This is a genomic window from Treponema sp. UBA3813 (assembly GCA_002368605.1).
Taxonomy (GTDB): Bacteria; Spirochaetota; Spirochaetia; order Treponematales; family Treponemataceae; genus Treponema_D.
The window spans coordinates 25,326-50,010 of record DFEB01000038.1 but is presented as its reverse complement, the minus strand read 5'-3'; the positions used below and the strand labels follow the sequence as shown (position 1 = coordinate 50,010).

Here is a 24,685-nt window from a genome sequence, read left to right as displayed (position 1 = left end):
TACAAAAAAAAGCCATATCAGAATCAAAAGACTCCGACATGGCTCATTATGACACAGTTTTAGAGAATATACAATTAAAACTACATCTTGAAGCGAAGGCTCAAAGCTCCACTCCAAATGCTTGTGTCACCTCCAAGATGGCGAAGGTCGGCACAGGCACTTGCGGTAAGCTGCATGAATACAAAATTGAAGCCAAGACCGCCATAAATCTGAGGCTGAAATCCTCCGAAGTTATCAGATGATACAGTTCCCTTTCCTGAAGTGGGATAGGCTGTACTACTGATTTCTGTTAGATAATCACCTTTGAATTTCCAGCTCCAGTCGTTGCTGTATTTAGAGACGATTCCCCGGAAGCCCAAGAAAGGAGTAAAACCAATTCGCGCAACAGGAATATTAAAGGCTTTTGAAACTTGAATCTGACCATACAAAGTCTGAACATCATAATCAACACTCGCCTCTGCATTATCCTGACTTACAGAGAAAGCGCCTTTATTGTAGGAATATCCCAATCCTATGGAAAGTCCTGGTGTAACAAGCCCGTCTTCAATGAGAGCGTATCGGACATCAGCGGCAATCGTAAAGAATTCAACCCCTACATCAACATCTGAAAAACTGATGTTGTTAATATCCAAAGTCATGAAGGAAAGACCGACATCAAATGGAAGTATCGCTCCGCCAACACGAATATCTGCATTCAAAACAGGAAAAAAATAAGAATTTTTGACTCCGCTGATTCCCAGCTTATCGGCGGCTTTTGCAAGCCCTTCCGTATTCAAGTGGGTTGCGCCTGCGTTAATACCAAAGGCAAAATGAGGAGGAACTGCCGGAAACAATTTACCTATGAAGGCATCCGCATAAACATTCTGCTGAACGGCGGCCTGTGGAACTGCAAGGGCAAGATTCTCAGAAAAATCCGTAAGTCCTGAATTAAAGACAGCGATATAGGAAGGATTATACTCAGCTGCATAGTCTGACGCAGAATCAGCAAATGAATAAGAAGTAAATGCCGCGAACAAGACGGCAGAAACAAATATTTTTTTTACGATTTTCATAGTATCTCCTTTCTGTAAGGAATTTTCATTTATAAGCACATTATAATTGATATTTTTCATATTTCAATAAAAATCACTTATTTTGAAGTTTTTTCAGAATTTTTTCACCCACCTTCCAGTTGTCGCCGGCTCCCATAGTCACGAAGACATAGCCGTCAGGGAAATCTTTTCCGCTGGGGGCAGACAGGAAAGAAAGACCGACTTCCACCGCCTGATCGAATTCACCGGCATAAGTGACATCGCCGTGATATTTTTTGGCATGGTCTGCCAGAATCTCTCCGGTGACTTTTGCCGCGCTGGCGTCTTCCCTTGCGCTTCCGTAAATCTTGTTGATAATGACTTTATCAGCAGAATCAAAAGATGAGGCGAATTCCTCAAGCAAAGCAGCCGTTCTCGTGTATGTGTGGCTCATGAAATCCACGATTATTTTGTGATTCTTGTAAAATTCCTTAAAACCTGCAAGAGTCGTTTTTATGGCCGTGGGATGGTGGCCGTAATCGTCAATGAAAATCACATCCTGACCGAGAGGAGTCTTTGCCCGACCGACTATTTCACTGCGCCTCTTTCCGCCGGCAAAATTTCTAAGACCGCGCTTTAAGTCTTCGATATAGTCTTTTGGATTTTTGCCCGCGCTCTTTAAAAGCTCACATGAGAGAGCCAGAGCCGCCGCCGCGTTACGAACATTGTGGTCGCCGGGAACGCAAATCGCACACTCGCCTAAAGCCGCAAGCGTAAAATAATGGCTGCCGTTCTCGACCCGGCCGAAAGTGAGCTTGTAATCGCCCTCTGCCTTTTCGCCGTAAGGAATGGCAAGTATGTCGCTTCGTTTTTCTTTTGCCAGAGAAATTGCCTGACAGGCTCCCATGTCATCGGCACAGTAAATGACCTGCCCGCCCTGAGGCAATTTGCAGATATAGTCAACGAAAGCCGAGCGTATATCCTCGTAAGTTGGATAATAATCCTGATGGTCGCTCTCAACGCTGGTAAGAATGATTTTTTTTGGCTCAAAGGCCATGAAATGCCTCTGATACTCACAGGTCTCGGCCACAAAATACTCGTGTCCTTTTGTCATAACGCAGGAATCCCCGAAGCTCTTGATAATAGAGCCTGCCAGAACCTGAGAATTCAGGGGAAGTTCTTTTAAGAGAGTGCCGACCAAGCCGGTGGTGGTGGTTTTTCCGTGAACGCCGCAAACACCGCAGGAATAAGAAGTGCTGCTCACCGCTCCCAAGGCTTCAGAATAAAGCATCATGGGCAAACCGCGCTTTTTTGCCTCGATAAGGTCGGGATTTTTTTCCACCGAATAGGCGCTTGAGTAAATCACGAACTGCACGCTGTCGGTGATGTTCTTCTCTGAGAAAGGCAGGGCTGAAATTCCCACCTTTTCAAGAATTTCGTCCGTGTAAAAACGCTCTGAGACATCGCTTCCAGTGATGACGGCCCCGCGGGCATGTAAAATCTCAACAAGGGCGACCATTCCCGTGCCCTTGATTCCGACAAAATGAAAATGAACTCCCGAAAATTCACTTGGGAACTTATATTCTGCCATTTTTTTCCTACTTCCTGTGGTTTATTTTTAAACCTGGAAATTATCGATTTGATTTCCGATTTGACTGATTGACTGCTTCATTTTATCAGAAATCGAGCCCAATGCGCTACCTGTTTCGCGGATTTTTATTGCGCTTGAACTCATGAGCATGACGCTGTCTTTCATGACTCCTGTAGCGTCCTTTAAGCGGCGGACTTCCTCAAGAATCTGCTTATTGCCCTCGCTCATTTCCGCGCTTGCCGTTTTGACTTCGGCCGTGCTGTCACTCATGTTGCGGAGGGCGTCCACAATCTGCTTGCTGCCTTCCTGCTGCTCTTCCATGGCACTCTTAATCTGGCGCACCAGCTGGTCGGTTTCTTTAATGCCGTCTGAGACAGAAGTGAAGGTCGCACTGGTCTCCTCTGAGGCAGAAACCACTGATTCGATAGAAGCCTTGATTTTGTTCAGCTGATCGCCAATTGTCTTTGACTGGACTGCACTGGTTTCAGAAAGCTTGCGGATTTCATCGGCGACGACAGAAAAGCCCTTGCCCGCCTCGCCTGCGTGAGCCGCTTCGATAGCCGCATTCATGGCCAGAAGGTTTGTCTGCTCGGCGATTGTTGCGATTGCCGCATTTGCTTCCTGCAGCATGACAGACTGCCGTTCAATCTCTACGATTCGCTCGCTCATTTCGTTCTGTTTTTCGTTTCCGGTTTTTGCCCGGTTTTCAAGCATTTCAAATGAGTTGGCCATTTTAGCCACAGACTGATTGACGCTTGAGATATTTCCAATCATCTCTTCTACTGCCGTTGAAGCCTCGCTCACACCGCGGGACTGGGTATCAATCATGCGCTCCAATGACTCAATATTTGAGGCGATTTCGTTCACAGCCCCTGCCGTCTCGTCAACGCTGGCCGACTGATGACCGATTTGATTCTGTACGCTGTCGATATTGGCAAGAATATCAGAAACAGAACGGGTATTTTCCGCAATTCCCTCCTGCATCTCACTTCCCGCCTCACTCAAATCATTTCGGGAAGACTTAACATCCTTCATGATATTCTGCAATTTTTCGACGAAAGTGTTGAATCCGCCAGAAACAGAACCGATATCATCATTTGAATGAACTTTGATTCGCTGGGTAAGGTCTGCGTTTCCAGAAGCGATTCCGTTAAGATTCTTGTCGAGGATACGGAGAGGCTTTAACATGCGGTAGACGGAAATTCCAGATGTCAAAATCAAAACAAGGGCAATTCCCAGGGCAAAAGCAAACATGATAAATGCAAGGGAACGGCTTGTCTCATAAACCTGAGCAGAAGGAACGCAAATCGCCATGCTCCAGGGAGTGCCGTTTACAGGCGAGTAGACCATAAGCTCATCACCTGACGGAGCATAAACCCAGCCGGTTCCGCTTTCACCGGCAACCATCGACCTGGCAATTTCCGGAAGACCCTTATATTCGGCATTAATCCGGGTAAAATTTTCCCTCATGACTATTTCGTGATTTGGGAAGGACATAATAGTTCCGTCCCCGGCAAGCAGAATAGCATAGCCGTTCTCGCCCACTTTAATTGCGTCAATAGCTTCTGACAGACGGGAATGAGAAACAGCTCCAGCAATAAAGCCGATTGCCTTTTTATTAATGCTCACTGACTTGCAGACATAATAGGCCGCATCTTCATTGCTTGTTCCGACAGGATTACTTATATACTGGGATTTTCCGCCGTTCTTCATGAACTGAAAATATTCCGTGCCAGAAACATCACTAGTCTCGCCCTCATCATTTGTAGCGATTCCCGTCTCATAATCACAGAAGGCTATTTCTTTAAAATCAGAGCTGCGGATTTTACGGTGGGCAACAATCCACTTTACCAAAGCCTCTTTTCCCTCACCAAACTGAACAGGATCTGCCATAGTGTACATGCGGAGCTGTTGCATGAATTTTGAATTACGATAACTCAAGCCCTGAACCTCCGCCTGAATCAGTTCTGTAGTAGAAGAAATATAAGTTTTTTCAGTACCCTTTCGCACTGCTAATATCGTAGCAAAAGCTAATACTGAGATTAAGACAACAATCTCAACTCCAAGCCGTATTCCAAACCTAAGGGATAAATTTTTCTTTTTCATACGCACCTCAACAGATAAATTTTTCATTGCACATTCTAACATATTAAGTAAAAAAGTAAAGGATATAAAAAATAGAGGAATTCAAAAATTCACCGTTAAATTTCTCTTTCACATTCCGATAATCATAATATCAGAACAAACGCCATGAGCGTGGAATGGAGAAAAATATGGTAAGAAGTCTTTGGACAGCAGCAACAGGTATGAACGGTCAGCAGCAGAATCTTGACACGATTTCAAACAACCTCTCAAATGTCAACACAACTGGATTCAAACAGCAGCGAGTTGAGTTCGAAGATCTTATCTATCAGAATGTGAAACTGGCGGGAACTCCGGCGACAGAAGATACCGTTACCCCGGTCGGAATCCAGCAGGGTGCGGGTACGAAAGTCGCGGCAACCCAGCGCGTCTTCTCACAAGGTTCTCTCCAGGCCACAGGCGTTGACACTGATGTAGCTGTCGTAGGCGACGGATTTTTCCGCGTAATGCAGTATGACGGAAGCTACGCCTACACAAGAGACGGCACTTTCAAAATCGACATGAACGGTCAGCTGGTCACTTCAAACGGACTCCGCGTTCAGCCTGAGGTAATCATGCCGGAAGGCTACGACATTCACACCCTTACCATTGACGACACAGGCCGCGTCTCAGTGAAGATTTTCGGTCAGGACGACCCTGTGGATGTAGCCCAGCTTGAGCTTTACCGCTTCCCTAACAACGCGGGGCTTGAAGCCGTCGGCGACAATCTTTTCAAGGTTACGAACGCTTCAGGCGAGGCAATCGCGGGCCGGCCGGGCTTTGAGGGCTTCGGCGTAACCAAGCACAAATTCGTCGAAATGTCGAATGTAAGCGTAGTAAACGAAATGGTTCAGATGATTGTTGCCCAGAGAGCCTACGAGTTCAACTCAAAGGCCATCCAGACCACAGACTCAATGCTCTCAACGGCAGTAAATCTTAAGAGATAATTAGAATTTAGACGCGGATAAACGCAGATGAACACAGATTATATATATCCGCGTGTATCTGTGTGAATCTGCGTCAAAAAATGAAGGGGATTTAATATGACAATCGGCGGTATTTCGGCAATTACTAAAGGCGAAGGCGCTTCTCTTAGCGCTAAGATTTCTTCTGAAAAGGGAAAATTCGACGCCCTTGTGAATGAGGCTAAATCCCTCGCTAAAAACGAAAATGCCGGAGTCGGTAAAAATCTTTCTTCCTCACAAACTTCTTATGACGGCCGCTTGAACGGAGACTGGACATCAGGCTTTACAGGAAGCTTCATGGCCGAAAGCGACAAACACGCCCTGCCTCAGGGAGCCGCCGCAAATCAGGCAAATCCCCATGTCGCACCAAGAGAAATCGACCGGACATCAAAACTCTACGAAAAATCCCTTGAGATGGAATCTTATGTGGTCAAAATGATGCTCTCATCAATGAGAAAAACCGTGATGAAAGCGGACGGCGAATCAAGCTACGCAAAAAACATGTACGAGGATATGCTCTACGACGAGTATGCCACGATGATGACCAAAAATGCGGGATTCGGCCTGGCAGACCAGATGTATCTCCAGCTTTCTCAGGGCGGAATCGAAGCCTGAAGTTCAGCGGAGTATTTTTAAGCCTTTTTCTTGCTTCGTTTTTTGGGAATGGTAATCGTGTAAGTAATATTCTTTTCGATTTCCTTCCCTGCCTCAAGCTCAATATTCCAGCACAAGGAAGCCACAAAAACATTTCCAGAGACAGTCGGAGTATCGTTTGATGTTGAAGGTCGTCGGAAAATAATGGGCATACAAACAAAATCACAAGGATCATTCGGAGTGTAGACAAATGAAATATCATTTGACGCATCTGTAATCTGGATATCGGTGACTCTTTTTGTAAAACGCGGCGAATCCTTCATTTCTATTTCATTTTTTTCATCGGCAGAAATTAGCGCGACCCTGTAAGAATTTGCCTTAACGGAAGAAAAATCAGTCTGAGCATAATTCGATTCAACTACAAAAACACCCTTTAGATCGAAGGGACTGTCATTTTTTAGAATGTACTGAATAGTAAAGCCAGTTGAATTCGCAATATATTTTTTTATAAGGGTGATAGAAGCCTGAATCGGAGAATAAGTGCCAGTTCCTGAAAACTTTATTTCATGACGGTGAGCATCAAAATCAAGCTGACGGAAAATAACCTGAGAAAAAACACCGTTCCCTGTGGGAGCACCACGCCGATAATCAGAGAATTCATCCAATGAGAAAAGATGGTCGATAAAAATTCCACGATGATATTTGTCGTCTACTTTGTCAAATTGCTTGATTCGGCTGGGAGAATCAGCATAATTTCCAGTATTGTGAATAATATCAAGTTCAGAAATCTGCGCTCCATTTGGAGAAATACAAGCATTGTACTGTTTCATTGCACAGATATATTCATTAAAACCGTCGCCGTTATAGTCATAGCTTGAAACAGTTTCCTTAAAATCACCGTTCTGCGCTTCGCGGACAAGTTTTTCTGCTTCAGTAAGATTTCTGTATGCAAGCTGGCGGACAGCGCTGTTTGCAAAAACACCGTCCGGGTCACAGACATAAGCCTCACCGCTCTGAGCAACCCATAATTTCTCGCGGGCAACCTTTTTTCGAATCTTATCTCCTTTACACTGATTTATAAGCAAAGAAATATAGAGCATTCTGTTGTAGAGGGCTTTGTTCTGCGGATATGTGAGCAAAAAATCAAAAATCGTTGGCTGGAAAAATGGTATTCCTGTTGACTCTTCGTAGGGGCGTTTTGCCCATTTCGCTACATCACTTTGAATTCCTGCTGGAATATACGAAGGAATTCTTGTTTCGGAACGATGTAAAAATTCCAAAGGCGTAGTGATTTTTATAGAATCCGGGAAGAATTCCTGAACGGCAGAAAAAAGTTTAGAAAGCCATTTTGATTCATAAAGCTTCTTAAACTGATTCTCATCAATTTTAATCGCAACGACCCGCTCTTCAGTAAGCATATTGTATGAATCATCTTTCGTGAGATAATTCACCGTATCAAAAAGATTGCGCAAATATTCCCTCGGCGCGATAAGCATATTCGGAATAAATTCGCGGCTCACAGCTATCACGGAAAGGCTTTTCCCCTGCTCTGTCACCAAAAGCGGAAGATAACTTTGTTTTTCTTTGGGAATGAGAGAACTGTCCAAAAAAACATATTCCATTCCGCATGACTGAAAACAAGGAATAAGGTTATTGTCCCAAATAGAGTGAGAGACGGTCATTCCGCGGGGGCGCTTGCCGATATAACGGCGAAGTTCCGATGTCATAAGCTCAATCTGACCAGTCCTGTCCTGTGAAAAAAGAAGCGGGAACAAAGGATTGTAATAGCCACCGCCAAGGAGCTCAGCTTGTTTTTGGCTGGAAAGTTTTGAAAGCAACTGGGTGAATTCTGAATGCTCGCGACCTATCCATGAAAGCAACTGCCCTGACAGAGAAATAGAAAAACAGGCATTTTTCTGCTCAAACAAAAAAGAAACAATATCTTTATAGATATGCTGGTATTTTTGCTCGAAATCATCTTGATGAGAAAGGATAGATGAGGTTCCTGTTACATAAAAACAAATGTTCAGAACTTTCATAAAAAACTAATAAACCTTTATCCCACCACCCAAGAGTTTATACCATACGCTCCAGAATTTAAACCCTTTTTTATTAACTTCCTCATTTTTTTTCACATAAGGCTCAAGGCGAATCAAATTCACAGGACAATAAGAGAGACATTTTCCGCAACCATTGCAGGCCGGAGAAATTTCTGCCCAGTTATCGCGGACAGAAATAGCCTGCTGAGGACAAACTTTTACACAATCGCCGTAGCCAATACAGACTTTGCTTGACTTATACTCTGATGAATAAATATCAAAAAGGAGACGGCAATTTTTCTCACCTTTGTAAATCAGCCGCTTCTGCAAGTCAAGATTTGAAGGCTTTTCTACCACAGCGACTTTTTCAAAATCAGGCTCAACAGTGGGATAGTCCAAGTCCGAAGAAAAATGCAGCTCTGTCGAAAGCATATTTGAGATTCCCTCGTATTTAAGGCGCAAAGCAGGAAGGAAAAAACAAAAAAGGTAGAAAATAGCACCTGAAATAAGCAAAAGCATAAGAAAAAGAAAGAAAAGAGATAAAATCATTTCGCACCACCTCCAAGATACAAATTAAACCAAGAGACATTAACACCGCAGATTGCGATCATCACAACGGCAAGGCACAAAAGGAATACGCAATAAATCTTTAATCCGCCCTCGACCGTATAAAAACTGACTCTCTGACGCACACAATGGAAAACCAAAACCATAAGATAAAAGGAAACGATGCTTGTAGCTGAAATTATCACGGCGGAACCAAGTGAAATTCCCTCAAAAAGAGCGAGGAATACGCTGAGAAGAGGAATTGAAAAATCTATAGGAGACTGACGAATTCCCACCCCGATAAATATTTCCGTAAGAGTTGAAAAAAGAATAAAAATCAAAGTCGCCACAAAAGGAAAAAGCTCTGTTAAATTGACCGGAACAAGAAGCCAGTTTATCAAAAGATAACTCACCGAGGTCGTAGAAGATGCGGCAAAAACTGACTTAAAGCAAGTCAAAAAAGAGGAAGAAAAAGAATCATCATGGGAAATTGATTTGTTTATGCCAATACCGTAAAAAAGAACCGCAGAAGCAGACAAAAGGTAATATATAATGGTAGCAAACATAATTATCGCAACTCCTCGCCAAAGTGATTTACCGGAGAATTCGCAAATATACGAAGTTTACGCAACAAGAAAATGTACAAAGCCAGAAGAGCCGAAATAAGAACCAAACTTCCTGGAATAGTAGCTATAAATGAACTGGCGTAGGCCGAATTCGTATTGTAGGGAAAATGAATTACAATCAAATGCTTCCAGCCAGGAAATGTAAGCGTTCCATAACCAAAAATGTCACGGATGAGGAAAAAAACAAGGGCAAAAAGTGTAATAAAGTAAGATTTTTTCATGTTTGAGCGAAGATGATTTTTGAGTCCGTAATCATAATTCAAAAAGAAAAATTCAATGATTACAGATGCCAGCGCCGGAAGAAATATGCAATATCCCAAAGTAAGAGCTGCGACAGGACAAAAAATCACCAGAAGTTGCTTGCAGAAAATGGTAATCGCAATAACAGCGAGTGAAAGAATCGCATTCCGCATATTCGCCAGATTAACATGATAAATTCCGTGGAAAATAAGAGTCATACATGCCGTCTGAATATTAAAAATAACAAGGAGAATCAGGGCGTAAGCAAAACGGCCTGGAACAGGTATCAAAAGTGCGAGATTCGTTGCGATATACAAATAGATTTTTTTATTGTCAATCATCAGTCTTTCCTTAGTACGACGAAGTTTTCTTTATGATTTTAGGTATCATGTCTTCCCAGTAATTCATAATAGTGCTGGAAATTTGCTTTTCAACAATCGCCTCTGCTTTTCCATTATCAATTGCATACCCGACAAAAGAAACTCCGGAATTTTCATTATAAATGAACACTGCAGGCAAAGGCCCCAGCAATGAAGGAATACGGACTATTATGCCGTAGTACATTTGATTCTTTCTTTCATCTTTTTTAAGCAAAGAATAAACTGCGACATTTGAGGAAAGGGCAGAATCTAACTGAAGGTTTCGGCTCACAGTGTATGTAGCCTCCGGGTATGAATCAAGAACTCTCTGCATTTCTATGGCAAGCCCATTCTTCCATGAATTCCGCGCGATTAAAGTGAAAATAACAAGGAGAACAGTAAAGGCGATGATGATTCCGAAAAAAGTGGAAAAAACAATAAGATTTTTTTTCGTTTCGGCTTTGATATTAAATTTATGCATCGAATCCCTCCCTTACAGCCTTTGCCTGCTCCAGCAAGACAGAAGCCGTATATTCTTTGAAGAAATGATTCTCAACGCTTTGGACAAAAAGAGAAAAAATATTGGTGACAAGAATGATAAAGACATAGCCTGCCGGTGAAAGCCCGATTCCAAGAATAAAAAAGGCAAGAATTCCGGCAAAAAGTCCGTATAATGTTTTTCCTCGATTTGTGAAAGGTGTCGTACCATGCCACTGAAGCATAAAGAATGTACAGAAAAGTGTTCCGCTTGAAAGCAAGGCAAGGATTACATCGCCCTGAAAAACAGTTCCGCTATAGAAAAAAGGCAGGGCAACTTTTACCAGGAGTCCATAAGTCAGCAAGAAAACACCGGGAATAATCGCAGGCAAGACATCAGTTCCCAGTAAAATAATCGATGAAAGCAATGTGAGCAGATTAAAACGGAATGCGGGAATATTTGCGTGTGAATCCCATAAGAGAGAAAAATAACCTTCAGGAATAGAAACTCCAAAAAATGCGAAAAGCCTTTTGTTCAAAAAATTAGTGACAGCAACATCAAAAGAATTAAGCGGGAAAGTTCCGTTTTTTATAAGAGACAAGGCAATATTCTTTGATTGCAAGGTTTCAAAAGGAATCTCAAAAGAAGGGAAAAAACTAGTTCCGATAAACCAGCAAACTGCAACCGTAAGTGCGACAGGATTCACCCAAGAATTCGCAAATCCGCCGAGCGTATATTTATTGAAAAACAGAACGGAAAAACTGACAAAAAAGACCGCCAAGGGAGGAAATCCCGACGGAAGCATAAGTCCTATCATAAGACCGCGAATTGAGCTTGCCATTATGACAAAAGAACTGCGGTAATTTTTTTCTTTATTGATAAAATCCACCGCATAAGAAGCCAGCAAAGAAGACAAGACAATTCCTACTGATGCAAAACTCTTTGTAACAAAAAGCATCACAAGCTGAAGAAGAAGCAATGAAAGAACGATATAAGCCTCTGTTCTTACGGATGGCCGCAAATAAGAGAAGGGACTTAAAAAAACGGATGAATAAAGATGTTCGTTATTCTTCATGGTAAGAATCCTTTAAGATTGAAATGGTCTGGACAAGCGGAAGCCGTGACGAACATACCGCGTTACACAATCCGCACTCGCTGCACAAAATTACAGACTTATAGGCATTTTTGTCGGCTTCGCATGCGTTTTCAAGACTGGAAAGATGAGCAATTCTGAATAAATTTCCGGGCCACAAATGAACCGGACAGATTTTGCGACAGTTTCCGCAGCGAACGCAATTCTCTCCGCACTGAAAAGTAACTTGACGGGCAGGAACAAACTCCACGGACTTCATTCCCCTGCTCACAGGAATATCAAGACTGCTTACCGCCTTTCCAGAAACAATTCCGTTGATGATGATTTTTGAAAGTTCCCGCTTAAAGCCGCCACACTGCTCCACTATATCTCTAAGCGGAGTTCCAACGCGAACATTAAGCATAGCCGCAGAATTCAAACAATCTCCTGTCACATGCACGAAAGTCGATACAAGCGGTTTGCGGAGCGCAACAGCATTATAGGCATTCAAGGAAGTACAAGAATCGACAAACAAATCTTTTTTACCAAGTTTTTCGACAGATTCAGATTTATTTGCCTTTTTGACAGCAGCCGTTATATCATGCATTGTCCCTGCAGGGTACTTTTTCGTATCAATTCCTATGCAAGAAAAGTCAGTGTCCGCACCGAAAAGAGCAAATGCTCTTTCTGCAAGCAAAGAATCGATTCTGTCTTTTAAATTATTCTTATCGGTGACAGAATATGCGAGAATCACAGATTTTACGCCGAAAGCGCGCGCTATAATGCCAGTGCCCTCAAGGACTTCGGCGAGATAATTAGAGGCCATAAAAGACTCTGTGACAAAACTTGGGTCACAGTCAAAAAGCCGAACAACGACAGCAGAACTATTTGCATTTTTTGTCTTTTTTATTTGCGTGGCAATCGGAATCAGTTTTCCGAAGGAATTCACCACTCCGGCTTCACGCAGGAGAAAAAGAATCGTCTGAGATTCATAGGACTGCCATTCCTGAGCTACAGATTTTTTTCCAAGATATGAGAAAGCACCGTTCAGGGCAACAAAGGCACACAAGCCCTGCTTTCCGTTACTGTACTGCATCTGCTTTATTTTTTGTACGATTCCAGGCACAGAAGAGTGGATATGCAAACCTTTAGTTTTTGCAATGACATCACCTTCTTTTACACGGTCGCCTTCACGAACGAGAACTTCGAGACCTTCCGTATCATCCTCAGAAAGCGGAATTACGGCTACTTTTGGCAGAAAGCCGTTCACTGAAGAGGAAAGCAAATCTTTATCGACAGAAATAAAATTAGATGCTGAGACCATAGCGTTTTCTTCCCATAATGTAATGGATTCCAAATGCGGCTGGAACTGCAATGAAAATAAGGAGCAAAATCAAGCCAAACCTCTCCGATGAAGACGATGAGGCATTGCGGGCATAGCCAAAACGGGCATTTTTCCCTTGTCTAAGCATCATCTTCTCAAGGGCAGGATACTCAAGTTTTTCAACGGCTTTATAAATTGATTCCCGGAATTCAGAATTATAAACGAAAGCCGGATTATTTGCGGCAAGGATCCTGCCGTTCTCTTCGCGGTAATCTGTAATTGAGACAACCTCACCTTCAGAAGGTTCTTTCCATTCAAAATCACCGATTTTTCTGTAGGGGAAAGTAACCGAATTCCAAGTCCAGGAAATAAAATCAGACAACTGAACAATTTCAGAATCTCCCCGACTTACAGGAGCAGGAAGGGATGGCATTGTCGCTGAAGAGGCAATCGATGACACATTACCAGAAAGCTTAAAGCAGAAAGAGAGAATGCAGAGAGAAACAAGAAGGGCGCCAAGCAGGCGGATTCCAAGCCGGCCGAACAGGGGAATCATACGCGCACTTCTGATGAGAAGAGGCTTGAACGGATAGCGGGCCTCTCGCTCCTGCTCAAAAAGCGAGTAAAGGTATACAAGGCTGACCGCTCCAGCGGCCGCAATAATATAAAAAAGAGAATGCAAGGGAGAAGAAAGCAAAAGCCCCAGCACAGGAAAAATCGAAAACAACAAAATCGCGGGACTGTTCATGGCGATTTTCAAAAAATCCTTGCGTCCCCAGATTCTATGGAAAATAAAGAAAGCGAATAAATAGAAAGACGAGGCAGCAGAGACCGTGTACAAGGGGCGGGAAAATGCCAGAATGACAAAAAATGCAGTTCCAGCCGTGAAGAGAATTCTTTCGTTTGAAAAAAAGACAAGAAGCACAAAGAAAAGAAGACAGATAACCGGAGCAATCCAGGGAAAGGAACTTTTGCCGTCCGTGCCGGCATTCGTAGACTTAAAAGCCGCCAATTCCCGGATCGAGCGGTCAAGCTGGCTACTTTGATTTTCTGGAATATAAAAGACCTGAGCCTTTTGCGCTCTGTCGGTAAAAAAAGCAGAACGACGATAAATGTAGGAATTCTCATCCTGAACCTGAACTGGCGAAATAGAAGAAACAATCGGAAGACGCTGGCGTCCATAAGAGATGACAGAAGAGCAGCCGTTTTTCTCAAGGATAGCGAGGATATCAGGTTCAGTAAGTTCTTCCGTGTAAACATAAAGCACACGGTAGCCCTTCCAAAACTGACTTACCGGAAGAGAACGAAACTGACAGAGCAAAAAAAGACTTATTACAGAAATGACAATCGGAATGATATGTTTCGACTCAAATTTCATTTTTAAGCTTATCCCCACCCAAATTTAATTTACAGCACGCAGAAGGCAATTCCGATGAAAAAACCAAGAAGACTTCCGACAAAGGCTTCCATCGGAGAGTGACCATTTACTTCCTTTAGTTTTTTGTAATTCTCCAACATGCCCTTTTCTTTAAGGAGTTCGCCTATTTCGTTGAGGCGGCGAGCCTGCATTCCATTGGCCCGGCGCACACCGACCGCATCACGAATCGTAACAAGATAAAAAACGCAGGCAAGAATAAAAACATCAGAATCAATGCCGGAACGGTAACCGATTGTTGTACAAAGACAGGCCGTTATTGAAGAATGGCTTGACGGCATACTCCCTGTTCTCCAAAAAAGAAGCTCAAAGAGCTCCGACAAACTGTGAACATTCCCCGAAAAAAGCTTGATAATAGCCTTGATGAATTGCGCGCACAACCAACTGAACACACATGCTAAAAAAACGGGACTAGAAAATAAGGTCTGTAAGTGCAATCCTGCATTTGATAACATGGAATTTATTTTATCAGTCTGTTTTGTTTTAGTCTATAATATAAGAAAAAATCACTGTATTCATTGTTGCATTTTATCATCTAAGAAGCGGACATCCTCTTCCCGGATTGAAGATATTTTTGCACAGGCGCAAAGCTTATCCCTCTCATAACTTTCGAACATATCATCAACGACACAGGAGACATAGACTTTTCTTTGCTTAATGGGCCCCGTAATAGGAAAACAAAGAAGAAGGGCATATTCACAGCCGGAAGCAAGCGGCATATCAGTTTTTTTTGCGGCAAAGACAATCCTTGAAGAATCAACATAAATAACCTTAGGTGCGTGAATCCGCTCGGCAATATTCTCGTTTTTTTCCGCGTTTTTCTCCGAAAGATATCTCTGAACGACCTTTTTATAATCATTTTTTGTAAACAGGGGGTAATTTTCATCAAAATCACAGAGAATATCCGTCTTCTGACTCTTATTCATGCCATTCTGCGCAGAAGACTCATAGTACACAGTAACAGAAAATCCTGAGCGGCTTTCAGGAATCTCATCAGGAAGCTTGTGGATTACAGAAGGAATCACAAGGGCAAGTCCGGTCGAAGCACGCTGAACCCTTGTGTCAAAATAAAGGGCAAGTTTGTTAAAATAAAACTGAACCCTGACATTTTTCCCAAAAAAAGACTCTACCGCACTTCCAGTATTTCTAAGAAGAATAATCCCCTCACCTAGCACTTTCATTTGTTCGGAGCGAAGAGCTACCGGGAAAGTCACGGAAAGGGATTCCGATTTTTTTTCCGGGAGATTTTCATTTTGAAGAGACAGGGTAAGAGGAGCGTTGCCATCCATTAGATATTCGAGCACAAGCTGTCTCTCAATGCCGGTGAGTTCATTTTTTTCCATTGAGAATCTCCCAATCGGCTATTTGAACTTGGTCAATCTGCCAGTTACCAGCCTTCTCGAAACAAAAAACGCAGAGGGTTAAGGTCGCCTCCGGTGCAAAAAACTTAATTGGAACTTCATAATAAACACCATCTAAAAAAGGTTCTCCCAACACGAATTTTGAGAAAAACTGTTTTTTGGAAGAATCATTAAAATCAAAGCAAGAAGAAAAAATCCTCTCAAAATCAGAATAAAAAATCGCCAGCGAATAAAGGCATTCTTTTTCAAAAAAAGAATCAGCATCTTCATTTCTGGCGATACTTTCTGAAAATGATGTAAGCATACTACGGAGAGGCTTTGAAATCAGGCTGGTGTCGAGAGAACCGAAAGAGCCGAGCGTGGGGAAAATTTTACTTGAACCGGAAGGAAGGCTTGCCAGCACAATAAGAGGCGAAAGATTCAAACGAGCAGAAATTCCTTCGACAGAGGAAACGGAGACTGTAAGCCTTTCAGCCTCAAGTTCTTCAGTCCACAAGGTCGCAGAGTCTAGTTCATTTGCAAGATAGCGAAGCGTAGAATTCTCATCATACCCGTCATTCTCCGACAAATTATTTGAGCAGGCGAAGAAAAAAAACAAGAGAAAAATGAAATGCAAAGTCAACAACAGGCGACGCATAATTCAGTATACCTTATATATCGGCTGATTTGAAGTAAAAAACTGGCAAAGAAAAGATTTTTCCGTCCTCTTTAATTGAATTCGCAGCAAACAATTGCATGGCATGTCAACGAAGATGGAAAACTTGAAAAGGATTAGTATTTATCATACAATCCTCGTATATATTTTCAATTTTAGAGGTACACAATGGCTCTTACGCTTGCCGAAAAAATCTTGCAGGAACACATAGTTCCAGAAGCCTGCCCCAACATCGATTTCAAAAAGGGAAAACCAATTCCACGAGGCGAGGACATCGCGATTCACATTGACCAGACGCTCACTCAGGACGCTACGGGAACAATGGCTTACTTACAGTTCGAGACAATCGGAATTCCCCGCGTAAAGACAGAGCTTTCAGTTTCATACATCGACCACAACACCTTGCAGACCGACTTCAAGAACATGGACGACCACCGATACTTGCAGTCAGTGGCAGCAAAATACGGACTTTATTTCTCCCGACCGGGTAACGGTATCTGCCATCAGGTTCACCTGGAGTCTTTCGGAAAACCGGGCAAAACACTTCTCGGCTCTGACAGCCACACACCCACTGGCGGCGGAATCGGCATGATTGCAATCGGTGCGGGCGGCCTTGATGTGGCCGTGGCTATGGGCGGAGGCGCTTTCCACACACCCATGCCAAAAATCTTCGGCGTAAAGCTCACCGGCAAATTAAAGAAAGGCGTCGGTGCCAAGGACATCATCCTTGAAGTTCTCCGCCGCGAAACCGTAAAGGGCGGAACAGGCGCAATCTACGAATACTTCGGTGAGGGCGTTGAAAAACTCACTGTTCCCCAGAGAGCCACAATTACAAACATGGGCGCGGAGCTTGGAGCCACCTGCTCTATCTTCCCGTCAGACGCCTCTACAAAGCGCTTCCTTGAGTCAATGGGACGGGGAAGCGACTGGAGCGAGCAGAAGGCCGATGAGGGAGCCGAATATGACAAATTGATTGAAATCAATCTGGACGAGCTTCACGCACTGGCAGCCTGCCCTCACAATCCTGATGTAATCGACAGCGTTAAAAACCTCGCCGGCAAAAAAGTCACCCAGGTCGTAATCGGAAGCTGCACAAACTCTTCTCTTGATGACCTTGAATCTGTTGCCGCAATCGTAAAAGGAAAGCACATAGCACCAGGAGTTGAGGCCGGAATCGCACCGGGAAGCCGCACTACCCTTCTTATGGCAAGCAAAGCCGGAATCCTTGAGGACTTAATCGAAGCTGGTTTCCGCATCCTTGAATCTGCCTGCGGTCCTTGTATCGGCCAGGGCTTTGCTCCCAACAGCGAGGGCGTAACTCTCCGAACATTCAACCGTAACTTCAAGGGCCGAAGCGGTACCGCCGACGCAAATGTATATCTCGTTTCGCCTGAGACAGCCGCAGCAGCAGCCGTAACAGGAGTCTTCACAGAAGCAGAAACTTTGAGCTATGAAGACCCGGCTTACAAGACAGGAGTCAGAATCTCAATGCTTGACGGAAACGATCCTCGATTGTCTAGCCCAATGGTCTTAAACTGCGCAACAAACCGTGCCATGGTTATCCCGCCGCTTCCTGAAAGCGAGGCTAGCAAAGTCGAAATCCTTCGCGGACCTAACATCAAGCCCTGCCCTGCCTGCCGTGAATACAAGTCAAATCTCTCCCTCCCGGTCCGCCTCAAGGCAAGCGACAATGTCTCAACCGACGACATCATGCCGGCCGGAGCAAAAGTTCTTCCATTACGAAGCAACATTCCTGAGATTTCAAAATTCACCCTGGCCCGTCTGGACGAAACTTTCTACACCAGGAGCGAAGAAGCAAAATTCGCTGACTGCTGTGTTGTGGGCGGCGAAAACTACGGACAGGGTTCAAGCCGCGAGCACGCAGCCCTCGGACCTATGTACCTGGGAGTTCGTGCCGTAATCACAAAGAGTTTTGCACGAATCCACAAGGCAAACCTCATAAACTACGGCATCATACCCATGACTTTCGCAAACCCGGCTGACTACGACAAAATCCAGCAGGGAGATACCCTTGAGCTCAAAGACCTTGACGATTCCCTCAAAAACGGAAAGCCGTTCAAAGTCCTCATCAACGGCAAGACCGAGATTGAGTGTGTGAACGACATAGCTGCCCGCTCAGCAAAAATCATCATGGCTGGTGGCTTGGCTGCCTACACGCGAAAGGGCGGAAACTAAGGTAAAATCTCCAAATACTCTATAAATTCATTTGCTTATAAAGAATTTATGAATTATAATAAGGTGTGTTCTGTTCGGGCACACCTTTTTTTTGGAGAATGTTTTATGAATGTACACAACATGATGGAAGACTTAGTCACGGCAGAAGTAAATGCGCTCTATGAGCAAGTCAAAAAAAGCAGTGCACCTTGGCTAACTTGTGATTGTAAGAATTGCCGCCTTGACACAATAAGTTATGTTTTAAATAGAATTCCACCACGATATGTAGTCTCAGGCCGTGGCGTCACTCATTCAAACGAAATTTTTGCTGACCATCAGCTCATAGCCGATATTTCTGCGGTAGCAATGGACGGTATGCGCGTTATCTCATCAACAAAACGCCCCTTCCATTCACTCCCTAGGGAAGAATGTGAAGTTCATCTCGAAGAGAACCCTAGTTTCAACTTTCCCACTTTTACAGGCACCCTCCTTGACGGAAGCACCTTTGAGCCTATTTCCGGGGCAAAAATTCTTCTCAAACTCGACGGAAAGCCAGTGGATATGGTCGATATGACTTGGGCAAACCCAACCCAGACTTTCCAGAGTACTAAAGGGGCTTTCACTTTCTGGGCAAGGCCTATTCCTGCCGAAAAATCAGGAGAAAGCCGCAAATTCGAGTTTGAAGTCGAAATCGATGCGGAAGGCTACGAAAAATCATACCACTATTTTGATGTGCCGATTATCAGCGATCCAAGCACAAAAACAGAACTGAATACGGCCTGTTCAATCAAAATCCGTGATGTGGTTCTCTTTAAACGCGAAGTTTTCGAAGAAGGCGAAAAAGCAGAGTCAAGCAAGGAAGAAGCAAGCGAAAAAAAGCCAAAGCCTACAAAAAAATCTGCAAAGAAAAAGGCTTCAAAAAAGAAGTAGATTTATATCAGAATAGGAATTTTACCGATTGACGCAAATTCCCTATTCTGATAAAATGACTCCATTCTTCGGGCAGTTAGCTCAGTTGGTAGAGCCCCTGGTTTACACCCAGGTTGTCGGGAGTTCGAGTCTCTCACTGCCCACTTTCAAACTCAAGGTCAGCCTTGAGTTTTTTTATTTTACCTAAGGGATTCGATGTTGAGGCTTCCGCCTTTAACGAAAGGAAGGACATTCTCGCAGCGGGCGATTTTCGTCCGCACGAAGACAGGGCCTTTTACATCAAAAGCCTTTTTCTGCCAGTCAGGATCCGCGTCCGCGTCAACAGACCTAATTCCGAAGCCCTCTGCGATTTTTAGCAAATCCGGGTTTGAGGCAAAAGTGCTTGCAGAATAGTGCTTGTCGAAGAGATATTCCTGCTGCTGTCGAACCATGCCCAAAGCTCCGTTTTCAAGGACGATAACTGTGACATTAAGATTATTCTCTGCCATTGTGGCAAGTTCCTGAATGTTCATAAGGATTGAGCCGTCACCAGAGATACAGACGATTCGCTTGTCTGGCTCGGCAAAAGCCGCTCCCAAAGCCGCGGGAAGACCAAAGCCCATAGTTCCCAGAGAGCCTGATGTTAAAAACTGCCGTGGTCGCTGAACGTCAAAATACTGGGCGGCCCACATCTGGTGCTGGCCTACATCAGTTGTAACGATAATATCATTTCCAGACGGAAGGGAGGCGATAAATTCCCGTGGATTACGGTAATTTGCCCCGCCCTTCTTGCCGCAAGTTTTCGCTCCGCAGCAATCTGCCGCTGCGCAGGACATTTCAAGCTGGATTTTCTCCTGATTTTTAAGCTCAATGCAAGAAGAAAGCCATTTTGCCCGCTCATTCTTAAATTCTGACAAATCAGCTTTTTTAAGGGCGGAATTCAACTGTGAAAAAGCATCAACCGTACTTCCGACAAAACTTATATATGAAGGAAGGATTTTATTTATTTCAGCCGCATCGATGTCAATGTGAATTATTTTGGCATTTGGGCAGAAGCCATCAGGTACGCCTGCTGCGCGATCATCAAAACGACTTCCTGCAGCAATAACTAAATCTGAATCATAGGCGGCCTTACCTGCGGTGAATGTGCCGTGCATACCCACCATGCCGAGGAAAGAAGGACAAGAACGGGGAACGACACCCAAGCCCATGAGGCTTGAAATTACCGGAATATCGTAAATCTTGAGGAATTCGGCGATTTTTTCGCCGGCCTCAGGAGAATTACAGCCGCCGCCCACATACAAAATCGAATTTTTTGCCTTGGCGAGAGAAGCGACAATATTATCGATGACAGAAGGAATTTCTGAATCTTTTGTTTTATTGCGCACTGCATGAGATACATATTCATCATAAATACGCTTGAAAGATGTGTCAAAATCTGACGGAACTTCACAAAGCTCAGTCTGAACATTGCGGGGAACATCGATTAAAACAGGCCCCGGTCGGCCGCTCTCTGCGATTGCAAAAGCAAGGGGAACAGCAGTAAGAAGCTCCCTGGCGCTTTTGACCATGACAGAGTGTTTTGTTATTGGGAAAGAAAGACCGAAAGTGTCAGCCTCCTGAAAAGCGTCAGTTCCGATAAGATTTGTGTTTACCTGACCGGTGAAAGCCACAAGAGGAATTGAATCACCTCGGGCATCGGCAACTGCCGTAAGAAGATTCATGGCTCCGGGGCCTGAAGTTGCCATACAGACAGCAGCCTTACCAGTAACGCGGGCAACCCCCTGAGCCATAAAGCCCGCCGCCTGTTCCTGACGGACAAGAACATGCTTGAAATTTGAGACAAAAAGTTCGTTGTAAAGGGGAAGAATCATTCCGCCGGGAAGACCAAAGACGACATCAATTCCGTTCTGCCGCAAGAGATTGATGATAATCTGAGAACCGGTCAACAGTGCCATAGAAGCCTTCCTTAACTGATTAGAATGTCGTTTAAAATAAAAAAAGTTGGCAGTTGTCTACTTTCCCGCGGTTTGCAGTATCATCGACGTAAAGGTGCTTGACTTCCGTGTTCGGAACGGGAACGGGTATTGCCACCTCACTATGACCACCAACGAATATAATACTATCAAAATCAGAAAAAAGTGTCAATACGATTTTCCTGAAAAATACAAGTAAATTTTATTTATGAATATCGAGATTGCGCTTATTCCATGTAGAAGGATTGTAAAGTTCAAGTTCTGTGATTTCCTTCCAGCGGTATTTTGGGAATGTTGGGGGAAAAAGCGGTTTGGGAGCAGGCTTCCTCCTTTTGTTGTTATCCTCAACGACTTTTAAAAGATATTCCGAAGTCTGCAATGATGCTCTCTCATCGCCTTCAGGGACTTTTACAAGATAAGGAGAACCAAATGCAATGATTCCGCCGTCAGAATCATACAAGGGTGTTCGATCGAATTTAGATGACTTCTGAATATTACGGATTTTTGTGCTTCTTCCTGTGGTACACTGATACACGCGGGAGCCAATTCTGAGATATTTATCAACAGAGAAAATTTTATCGCCGTCGGAAAAACTCGCTTTTTCGTAGGAATATGCCATTTCTGAAAGCCAGTAACGAATCCGATAAATTTCATTTCCGCCGCCACTTACATAATATGAAACAACTTCTTTGCTGAAAACAGGAGGCGCAATCATAATCCCGGAAGCAGAAGATGCGGCCCGGTAAAAACCGTCAGAATTTGATTTTTCGCTATTTTGTTCAGGAGTCAGACGCAAATCAGTTACAGAGGCGCTGTCTTTAATAAGGAAATCAAGGTAAATCTTTCCGTCAATAATGCAAATAGGAATGAGGACAGGGATTTTTTCGTGAGGATATTTTACAGAAAGCTCGTAGACGCCAGCCGTTTTTGAAGGATTTTCAACAATCGTGATATAGGAAATCTGAATGTCCTCTGCAGGACTTGTGGTCGTGTCGTTTCGGTCGCGGGATTTTAACTCTGAAAAGGAAGCCGGTTCGGCTGCCCGATCATTGTACCATTGATAGAATACACGCAAAACGAGGGCGAATTCATTTTCATTTGAGAACATAACGAGGCGGTCACTTCCCTGCCAGATTCCCTGCAAAAGAGAAGGAACTCGCTCGCTTGCAAGGCGGACAGAGACTTCTGGGATTCCGGCAGGCTCATTACGAACAGAAACAAGTCCTTCGCTTCCACTTGATGTCTGGGCAAAAAGTCCTGCCAATAAGAAAAAAAACAAAAACAGAGAGATAAACTTCTTCATAAATTATATTTACTTTTCCTTTCGTCCAAGGATTCCAGCCCTAGAAACAGGCCAAAAGCGATATGATGCAGAACCTAACATTCTGGCTCTGCTTACATATTGTGGAGCCATATTAGAATCATAATAAAGACTATATTCGTCATGAACTGTAAGCGGAGTTTTAACAACCGAGTAAGAATGACGCATATCAAGGGAATTGAAACGGTTGTCTCCCATCATAAAGTAGCAGTTCTTTGGAATATACTGAGGATTTCCATTCTCATCATTGGCCGGAAAAATCGGCATGTTACGATTATCAAGGATTTTCGTATAAAAATCCAGTTTTTGAAGCTCTGAAAAATATGAAGCGCGCAGTTCATCAGTCTGGAAACCAACATCAGAGACGCCACTCTTATACAATTGAGCATTACGCAAAAATAATTTTCCAAGAGTCAGTTTAGCCATTACATTCAACTTGAAATTTGCCTCCGAATACAAATCGCCCGAAAAATTCGGAATCGATTTTGCCCAATCCGTCATAAATAAAGCAAACCATTCAGAACCATTCACAGAGGAAAGCAATTCCGCACTCATATAGGTGCTGTTTCTGGCTAGGGTCTCCAAAACAAAATTATTTTTTGAAATTGAGAATGTTGCGTTTCGGTTCGTTTTAATCGTTTTGAAAACGGCGTCAAAATCCTCTGCAATTTTTTTAGCCTCTGAGGCCGCAGCGTCAAGAGAAAGATTTCGCCGTTCCTTTTCGCATGAAATCATATTGTCATAAGCCTTCTTTTCCTCAGACAAAGCCTCTTCCAAAGAGTAGTTCCAATGAAATTTATCCCGCCCGATTCCGCTCAATTCCTCACGATAGATACATGTAATAGGAAGTTTTTCGATTTTAAGTTCATTTTCTGATAGATTATATAAATCTTTTAGCTCATTTATGTTCCATGCCGCATAATCAGCGTCATCTGTGACCGCCTTGAATTCAGGAGAATCTTTCGTTCTGGCATACAAAACTCCGTCCTGCATCATAAGCTGCTCCCCTTCCAAACCACGAACTCTTTTTACAAGAGGATCTGCCTTTTCCCTGCCGTATTCGTCCACATTGAGATTCACCTTGGTGAGCGTGCACATATAGACAAGCTGGGAAAGAAATGTATGAACTTCGCTTTTTCGGTCATTGGCGTAGTGGGGATTTCGGAAAACGACGATGTCCCCCCGCTTGTATTTTTTTAAGTAAGGAAGCCCCACATCAGAAAGAGGAAATTTTGGCCCGCTAAGGGTTTTGAAGACAACGACCCGGTCTTTTATTAAAAATTCAGGAACCATTGATTCAGAAGGAATCTCATAGAGCTGAACGATGAAAATATTAAGGAGCAGAACCATGAAAACGGCCTGCACGAGAGCGTCTATCCAGCTTAAGATTTCGCGGACAGTGGATTTTACGAAAGATTTATTCTTGGGATTCTTGCGCTCAACCTTTTGCTTTTCGACAAAGGCCGCCCAGTCAGAGCTGACTTTTGAAATATGCTTGGGATTAAGGTAATGAAGAATCACTAGAGTCGTTCCAGAGGCTAAAAGCCAGAAGAGCACGGAAATCACATCAAGGGCAAAGCTCGTGCCGAATTCTCCTGCCCGGCGGAAAACAAAGGCGACAAGAAGCACATAAGGAAGATACTGCAAAAGTTCCCGGAAAACAGGAATCATAAAAAGATTCTGCTGGAAAAAAAGTTTTTTAATAGAAAAAAAGGCAAGGGACGCCGTAAAAACAAGGGCAAGAGGAAGGGCAATCAGGGAAATATCAGCGTGAAAAGAAAGCAAGGTCAAAGAAAAAAGTGCGGAAAAAGAAGCACAGGCGAAAGTCAGCCAAGAAAGTCTTTTTGTATTCATAAGGAAGAATTATAGCGTATATGAAAAAAATTGT

Annotated in this window: 21 protein-coding genes, 1 tRNA gene and 1 rRNA gene; 5 read left to right on the top strand and 18 right to left on the bottom strand. The window is 43.6% G+C overall.

From position 1 onward, the window contains the following. Positions 1-80: 80 nt before the first annotated feature. From B2089_RS06690 to B2089_RS06680, 3 genes are all read right to left on the bottom strand, one after another. Complete coding sequence (locus B2089_RS06690; RefSeq protein WP_296322405.1) at positions 81-1,052, bottom strand: hypothetical protein; 972 nt, start codon at positions 1,050-1,052, stop codon at positions 81-83. Positions 1,053-1,125: 73 nt separating this feature from the next. Next, entirely contained in the window at positions 1,126-2,601 is a 1,476-nt protein-coding gene (gene murC, locus B2089_RS06685; protein ID WP_296322408.1) for a UDP-N-acetylmuramate--L-alanine ligase, read from the bottom strand. A 27-nt stretch (positions 2,602-2,628) separates the two neighbouring features. Then, the gene (locus B2089_RS06680; RefSeq protein ID WP_296322412.1) at positions 2,629-4,707 is read right to left on the bottom strand and encodes a methyl-accepting chemotaxis protein; all 2,079 of its coding nucleotides are present in this window, start codon (positions 4,705-4,707) and stop codon (positions 2,629-2,631) included. Positions 4,708-4,874: 167 nt separating this feature from the next. On the opposite strand from B2089_RS06680, the gene flgG reads away from it, so the two are divergent. Together flgG and B2089_RS06670 are read left to right on the top strand one after the other, a co-directional pair. Then, positions 4,875-5,669, top strand: a complete 795-nt coding sequence (flgG, locus tag B2089_RS06675) for a flagellar basal-body rod protein FlgG (RefSeq protein WP_296322415.1) — start codon at positions 4,875-4,877, stop codon at positions 5,667-5,669. Positions 5,670-5,765: 96 nt separating this feature from the next. After that, positions 5,766-6,302 (top strand): rod-binding protein, encoded by a 537-nt coding sequence (locus B2089_RS06670; protein WP_296322418.1) that lies wholly within the window; start codon positions 5,766-5,768, stop codon positions 6,300-6,302. 17 nt (positions 6,303-6,319) lie between these two features. Here the strand turns inward: B2089_RS06670 and B2089_RS06665 are convergent, their stop codons facing one another. From B2089_RS06665 to B2089_RS06615, 11 genes are read right to left on the bottom strand one after another with little or no spacing between them, the layout of a single operon-like run. Then, complete coding sequence (locus B2089_RS06665) at positions 6,320-8,320, bottom strand: alpha-amylase/4-alpha-glucanotransferase domain-containing protein (protein ID WP_296322422.1); 2,001 nt, start codon at positions 8,318-8,320, stop codon at positions 6,320-6,322. Positions 8,321-8,326: 6 nt separating this feature from the next. Beyond that, the gene (locus tag B2089_RS06660) at positions 8,327-8,869 is read right to left on the bottom strand and encodes a 4Fe-4S dicluster domain-containing protein (protein ID WP_296322425.1); all 543 of its coding nucleotides are present in this window, start codon (positions 8,867-8,869) and stop codon (positions 8,327-8,329) included. Then, positions 8,866-9,432, bottom strand: a complete 567-nt coding sequence (locus B2089_RS06655) for a hypothetical protein (protein ID WP_296322427.1) — start codon at positions 9,430-9,432, stop codon at positions 8,866-8,868. The genes B2089_RS06660 and B2089_RS06655 overlap by 4 nt, the downstream gene beginning before the upstream one ends. A gap of 2 nt (positions 9,433-9,434) precedes the next feature. Next, on the bottom strand, positions 9,435-10,073 hold the full coding sequence (locus B2089_RS06650) for a hypothetical protein (RefSeq protein WP_296322430.1): 639 nt from the start codon (positions 10,071-10,073) through the stop codon (positions 9,435-9,437). A gap of 10 nt (positions 10,074-10,083) precedes the next feature. Next, positions 10,084-10,572 (bottom strand): hypothetical protein, encoded by a 489-nt coding sequence (locus B2089_RS06645; protein WP_296322433.1) that lies wholly within the window; start codon positions 10,570-10,572, stop codon positions 10,084-10,086. Next, positions 10,565-11,644, bottom strand: coding sequence for an RnfABCDGE type electron transport complex subunit D (locus B2089_RS06640; protein ID WP_296322435.1), 1,080 nt, complete (start codon positions 11,642-11,644; stop codon positions 10,565-10,567). The genes B2089_RS06645 and B2089_RS06640 overlap by 8 nt, the downstream gene beginning before the upstream one ends. Then, positions 11,634-12,965 (bottom strand): 4Fe-4S dicluster domain-containing protein, encoded by a 1,332-nt coding sequence (locus B2089_RS06635; RefSeq protein ID WP_296322438.1) that lies wholly within the window; start codon positions 12,963-12,965, stop codon positions 11,634-11,636. The genes B2089_RS06640 and B2089_RS06635 overlap by 11 nt, the downstream gene beginning before the upstream one ends. Then, entirely contained in the window at positions 12,949-14,343 is a 1,395-nt protein-coding gene (locus B2089_RS06630; RefSeq protein ID WP_296322441.1) for a hypothetical protein, read from the bottom strand. The genes B2089_RS06635 and B2089_RS06630 overlap by 17 nt, the downstream gene beginning before the upstream one ends. A 29-nt stretch (positions 14,344-14,372) precedes the next feature. Then, positions 14,373-14,855 (bottom strand): divergent PAP2 family protein, encoded by a 483-nt coding sequence (locus B2089_RS06625; RefSeq protein WP_296322443.1) that lies wholly within the window; start codon positions 14,853-14,855, stop codon positions 14,373-14,375. A gap of 60 nt (positions 14,856-14,915) precedes the next feature. Next, complete coding sequence (locus B2089_RS06620) at positions 14,916-15,743, bottom strand: hypothetical protein (protein WP_296322446.1); 828 nt, start codon at positions 15,741-15,743, stop codon at positions 14,916-14,918. Beyond that, positions 15,730-16,398, bottom strand: coding sequence for a hypothetical protein (locus tag B2089_RS06615; RefSeq protein WP_296322450.1), 669 nt, complete (start codon positions 16,396-16,398; stop codon positions 15,730-15,732). The genes B2089_RS06620 and B2089_RS06615 overlap by 14 nt, the downstream gene beginning before the upstream one ends. Before the next feature lie 186 nt (positions 16,399-16,584). Here B2089_RS06615 and B2089_RS06610 point away from each other — a divergent pair, with 186 nt between their 5' ends. From B2089_RS06610 to B2089_RS06600, 3 genes are all read left to right on the top strand, one after another. After that, entirely contained in the window at positions 16,585-18,612 is a 2,028-nt protein-coding gene (locus B2089_RS06610; RefSeq protein ID WP_296686435.1) for an aconitate hydratase, read from the top strand. A 105-nt stretch (positions 18,613-18,717) separates the two neighbouring features. After that, positions 18,718-19,521: a late competence development ComFB family protein gene (locus B2089_RS06605; protein WP_296322455.1), complete on the top strand. Its 804-nt coding sequence runs from the start codon at positions 18,718-18,720 to the stop codon at positions 19,519-19,521. Positions 19,522-19,591: 70 nt separating this feature from the next. Beyond that, positions 19,592-19,664: transfer RNA gene (locus B2089_RS06600), tRNA-Val, on the top strand. Between the two features lie 36 nt (positions 19,665-19,700). Here the strand turns inward: B2089_RS06600 and ilvB are convergent. The 4 genes from ilvB to lepB all read right to left on the bottom strand — a co-directional run bounded on the left by ilvB (position 19,701) and on the right by lepB (position 24,651). Continuing rightward, the gene (ilvB, locus tag B2089_RS06595) at positions 19,701-21,458 is read right to left on the bottom strand and encodes a biosynthetic-type acetolactate synthase large subunit (protein ID WP_296322458.1); all 1,758 of its coding nucleotides are present in this window, start codon (positions 21,456-21,458) and stop codon (positions 19,701-19,703) included. Between the two features lie 44 nt (positions 21,459-21,502). Continuing rightward, positions 21,503-21,612: ribosomal RNA gene (rrf, locus tag B2089_RS06590) — 5S ribosomal RNA — on the bottom strand. Between the two features lie 66 nt (positions 21,613-21,678). After that, positions 21,679-22,779, bottom strand: a complete 1,101-nt coding sequence (locus tag B2089_RS06585) for a hypothetical protein (protein WP_296322462.1) — start codon at positions 22,777-22,779, stop codon at positions 21,679-21,681. 9 nt (positions 22,780-22,788) lie between these two features. Next, positions 22,789-24,651 carry a signal peptidase I gene (lepB, locus tag B2089_RS06580; RefSeq protein WP_296322464.1) on the bottom strand — a complete coding sequence of 621 codons (1,863 nt, stop codon included), beginning with the start codon at positions 24,649-24,651 and terminating at the stop codon, positions 22,789-22,791. Between the last annotated feature and the right edge of the window lie 34 nt (positions 24,652-24,685).

Bases quoted from the DNA above. Each gene is read 5' to 3' on its own strand.
- flgG (WP_296322415.1), top strand. From the start codon at position 4,875: ATGGTAAGAAGTCTTTGGACAGCAGCAACAGGTATGAACGGTCAGCAG.
- B2089_RS06605 (WP_296322455.1), top strand. From the start codon at position 18,718: ATGAATGTACACAACATGATGGAAGACTTAGTCACGGCAGAAGTAAAT.
- B2089_RS06585 (WP_296322462.1), bottom strand. From the start codon at position 22,779: ATGAAGAAGTTTATCTCTCTGTTTTTGTTTTTTTTCTTATTGGCAGGA.
- B2089_RS06650 (WP_296322430.1), bottom strand. From the start codon at position 10,073: ATGATTGACAATAAAAAAATCTATTTGTATATCGCAACGAATCTCGCA.
- lepB (WP_296322464.1), bottom strand. From the start codon at position 24,651: ATGAATACAAAAAGACTTTCTTGGCTGACTTTCGCCTGTGCTTCTTTT.
- B2089_RS06625 (WP_296322443.1), bottom strand. From the start codon at position 14,855: ATGTTATCAAATGCAGGATTGCACTTACAGACCTTATTTTCTAGTCCC.
- murC (WP_296322408.1), bottom strand. From the start codon at position 2,601: ATGGCAGAATATAAGTTCCCAAGTGAATTTTCGGGAGTTCATTTTCAT.
- B2089_RS06640 (WP_296322435.1), bottom strand. From the start codon at position 11,644: ATGAAGAATAACGAACATCTTTATTCATCCGTTTTTTTAAGTCCCTTC.
- B2089_RS06690 (WP_296322405.1), bottom strand. From the start codon at position 1,052: ATGAAAATCGTAAAAAAAATATTTGTTTCTGCCGTCTTGTTCGCGGCA.
- B2089_RS06670 (WP_296322418.1), top strand. From the start codon at position 5,766: ATGACAATCGGCGGTATTTCGGCAATTACTAAAGGCGAAGGCGCTTCT.
- ilvB (WP_296322458.1), bottom strand. From the start codon at position 21,458: ATGGCACTGTTGACCGGTTCTCAGATTATCATCAATCTCTTGCGGCAG.
- B2089_RS06680 (WP_296322412.1), bottom strand. From the start codon at position 4,707: ATGAAAAAGAAAAATTTATCCCTTAGGTTTGGAATACGGCTTGGAGTT.
- B2089_RS06635 (WP_296322438.1), bottom strand. From the start codon at position 12,965: ATGGTCTCAGCATCTAATTTTATTTCTGTCGATAAAGATTTGCTTTCC.
- B2089_RS06620 (WP_296322446.1), bottom strand. From the start codon at position 15,743: ATGGAAAAAAATGAACTCACCGGCATTGAGAGACAGCTTGTGCTCGAA.
- B2089_RS06615 (WP_296322450.1), bottom strand. From the start codon at position 16,398: ATGCGTCGCCTGTTGTTGACTTTGCATTTCATTTTTCTCTTGTTTTTT.
- B2089_RS06610 (WP_296686435.1), top strand. From the start codon at position 16,585: ATGGCTCTTACGCTTGCCGAAAAAATCTTGCAGGAACACATAGTTCCA.
- B2089_RS06665 (WP_296322422.1), bottom strand. From the start codon at position 8,320: ATGAAAGTTCTGAACATTTGTTTTTATGTAACAGGAACCTCATCTATC.
- B2089_RS06645 (WP_296322433.1), bottom strand. From the start codon at position 10,572: ATGCATAAATTTAATATCAAAGCCGAAACGAAAAAAAATCTTATTGTT.
- B2089_RS06630 (WP_296322441.1), bottom strand. From the start codon at position 14,343: ATGAAATTTGAGTCGAAACATATCATTCCGATTGTCATTTCTGTAATA.
- B2089_RS06660 (WP_296322425.1), bottom strand. From the start codon at position 8,869: ATGATTTTATCTCTTTTCTTTCTTTTTCTTATGCTTTTGCTTATTTCA.
- B2089_RS06655 (WP_296322427.1), bottom strand. From the start codon at position 9,432: ATGTTTGCTACCATTATATATTACCTTTTGTCTGCTTCTGCGGTTCTT.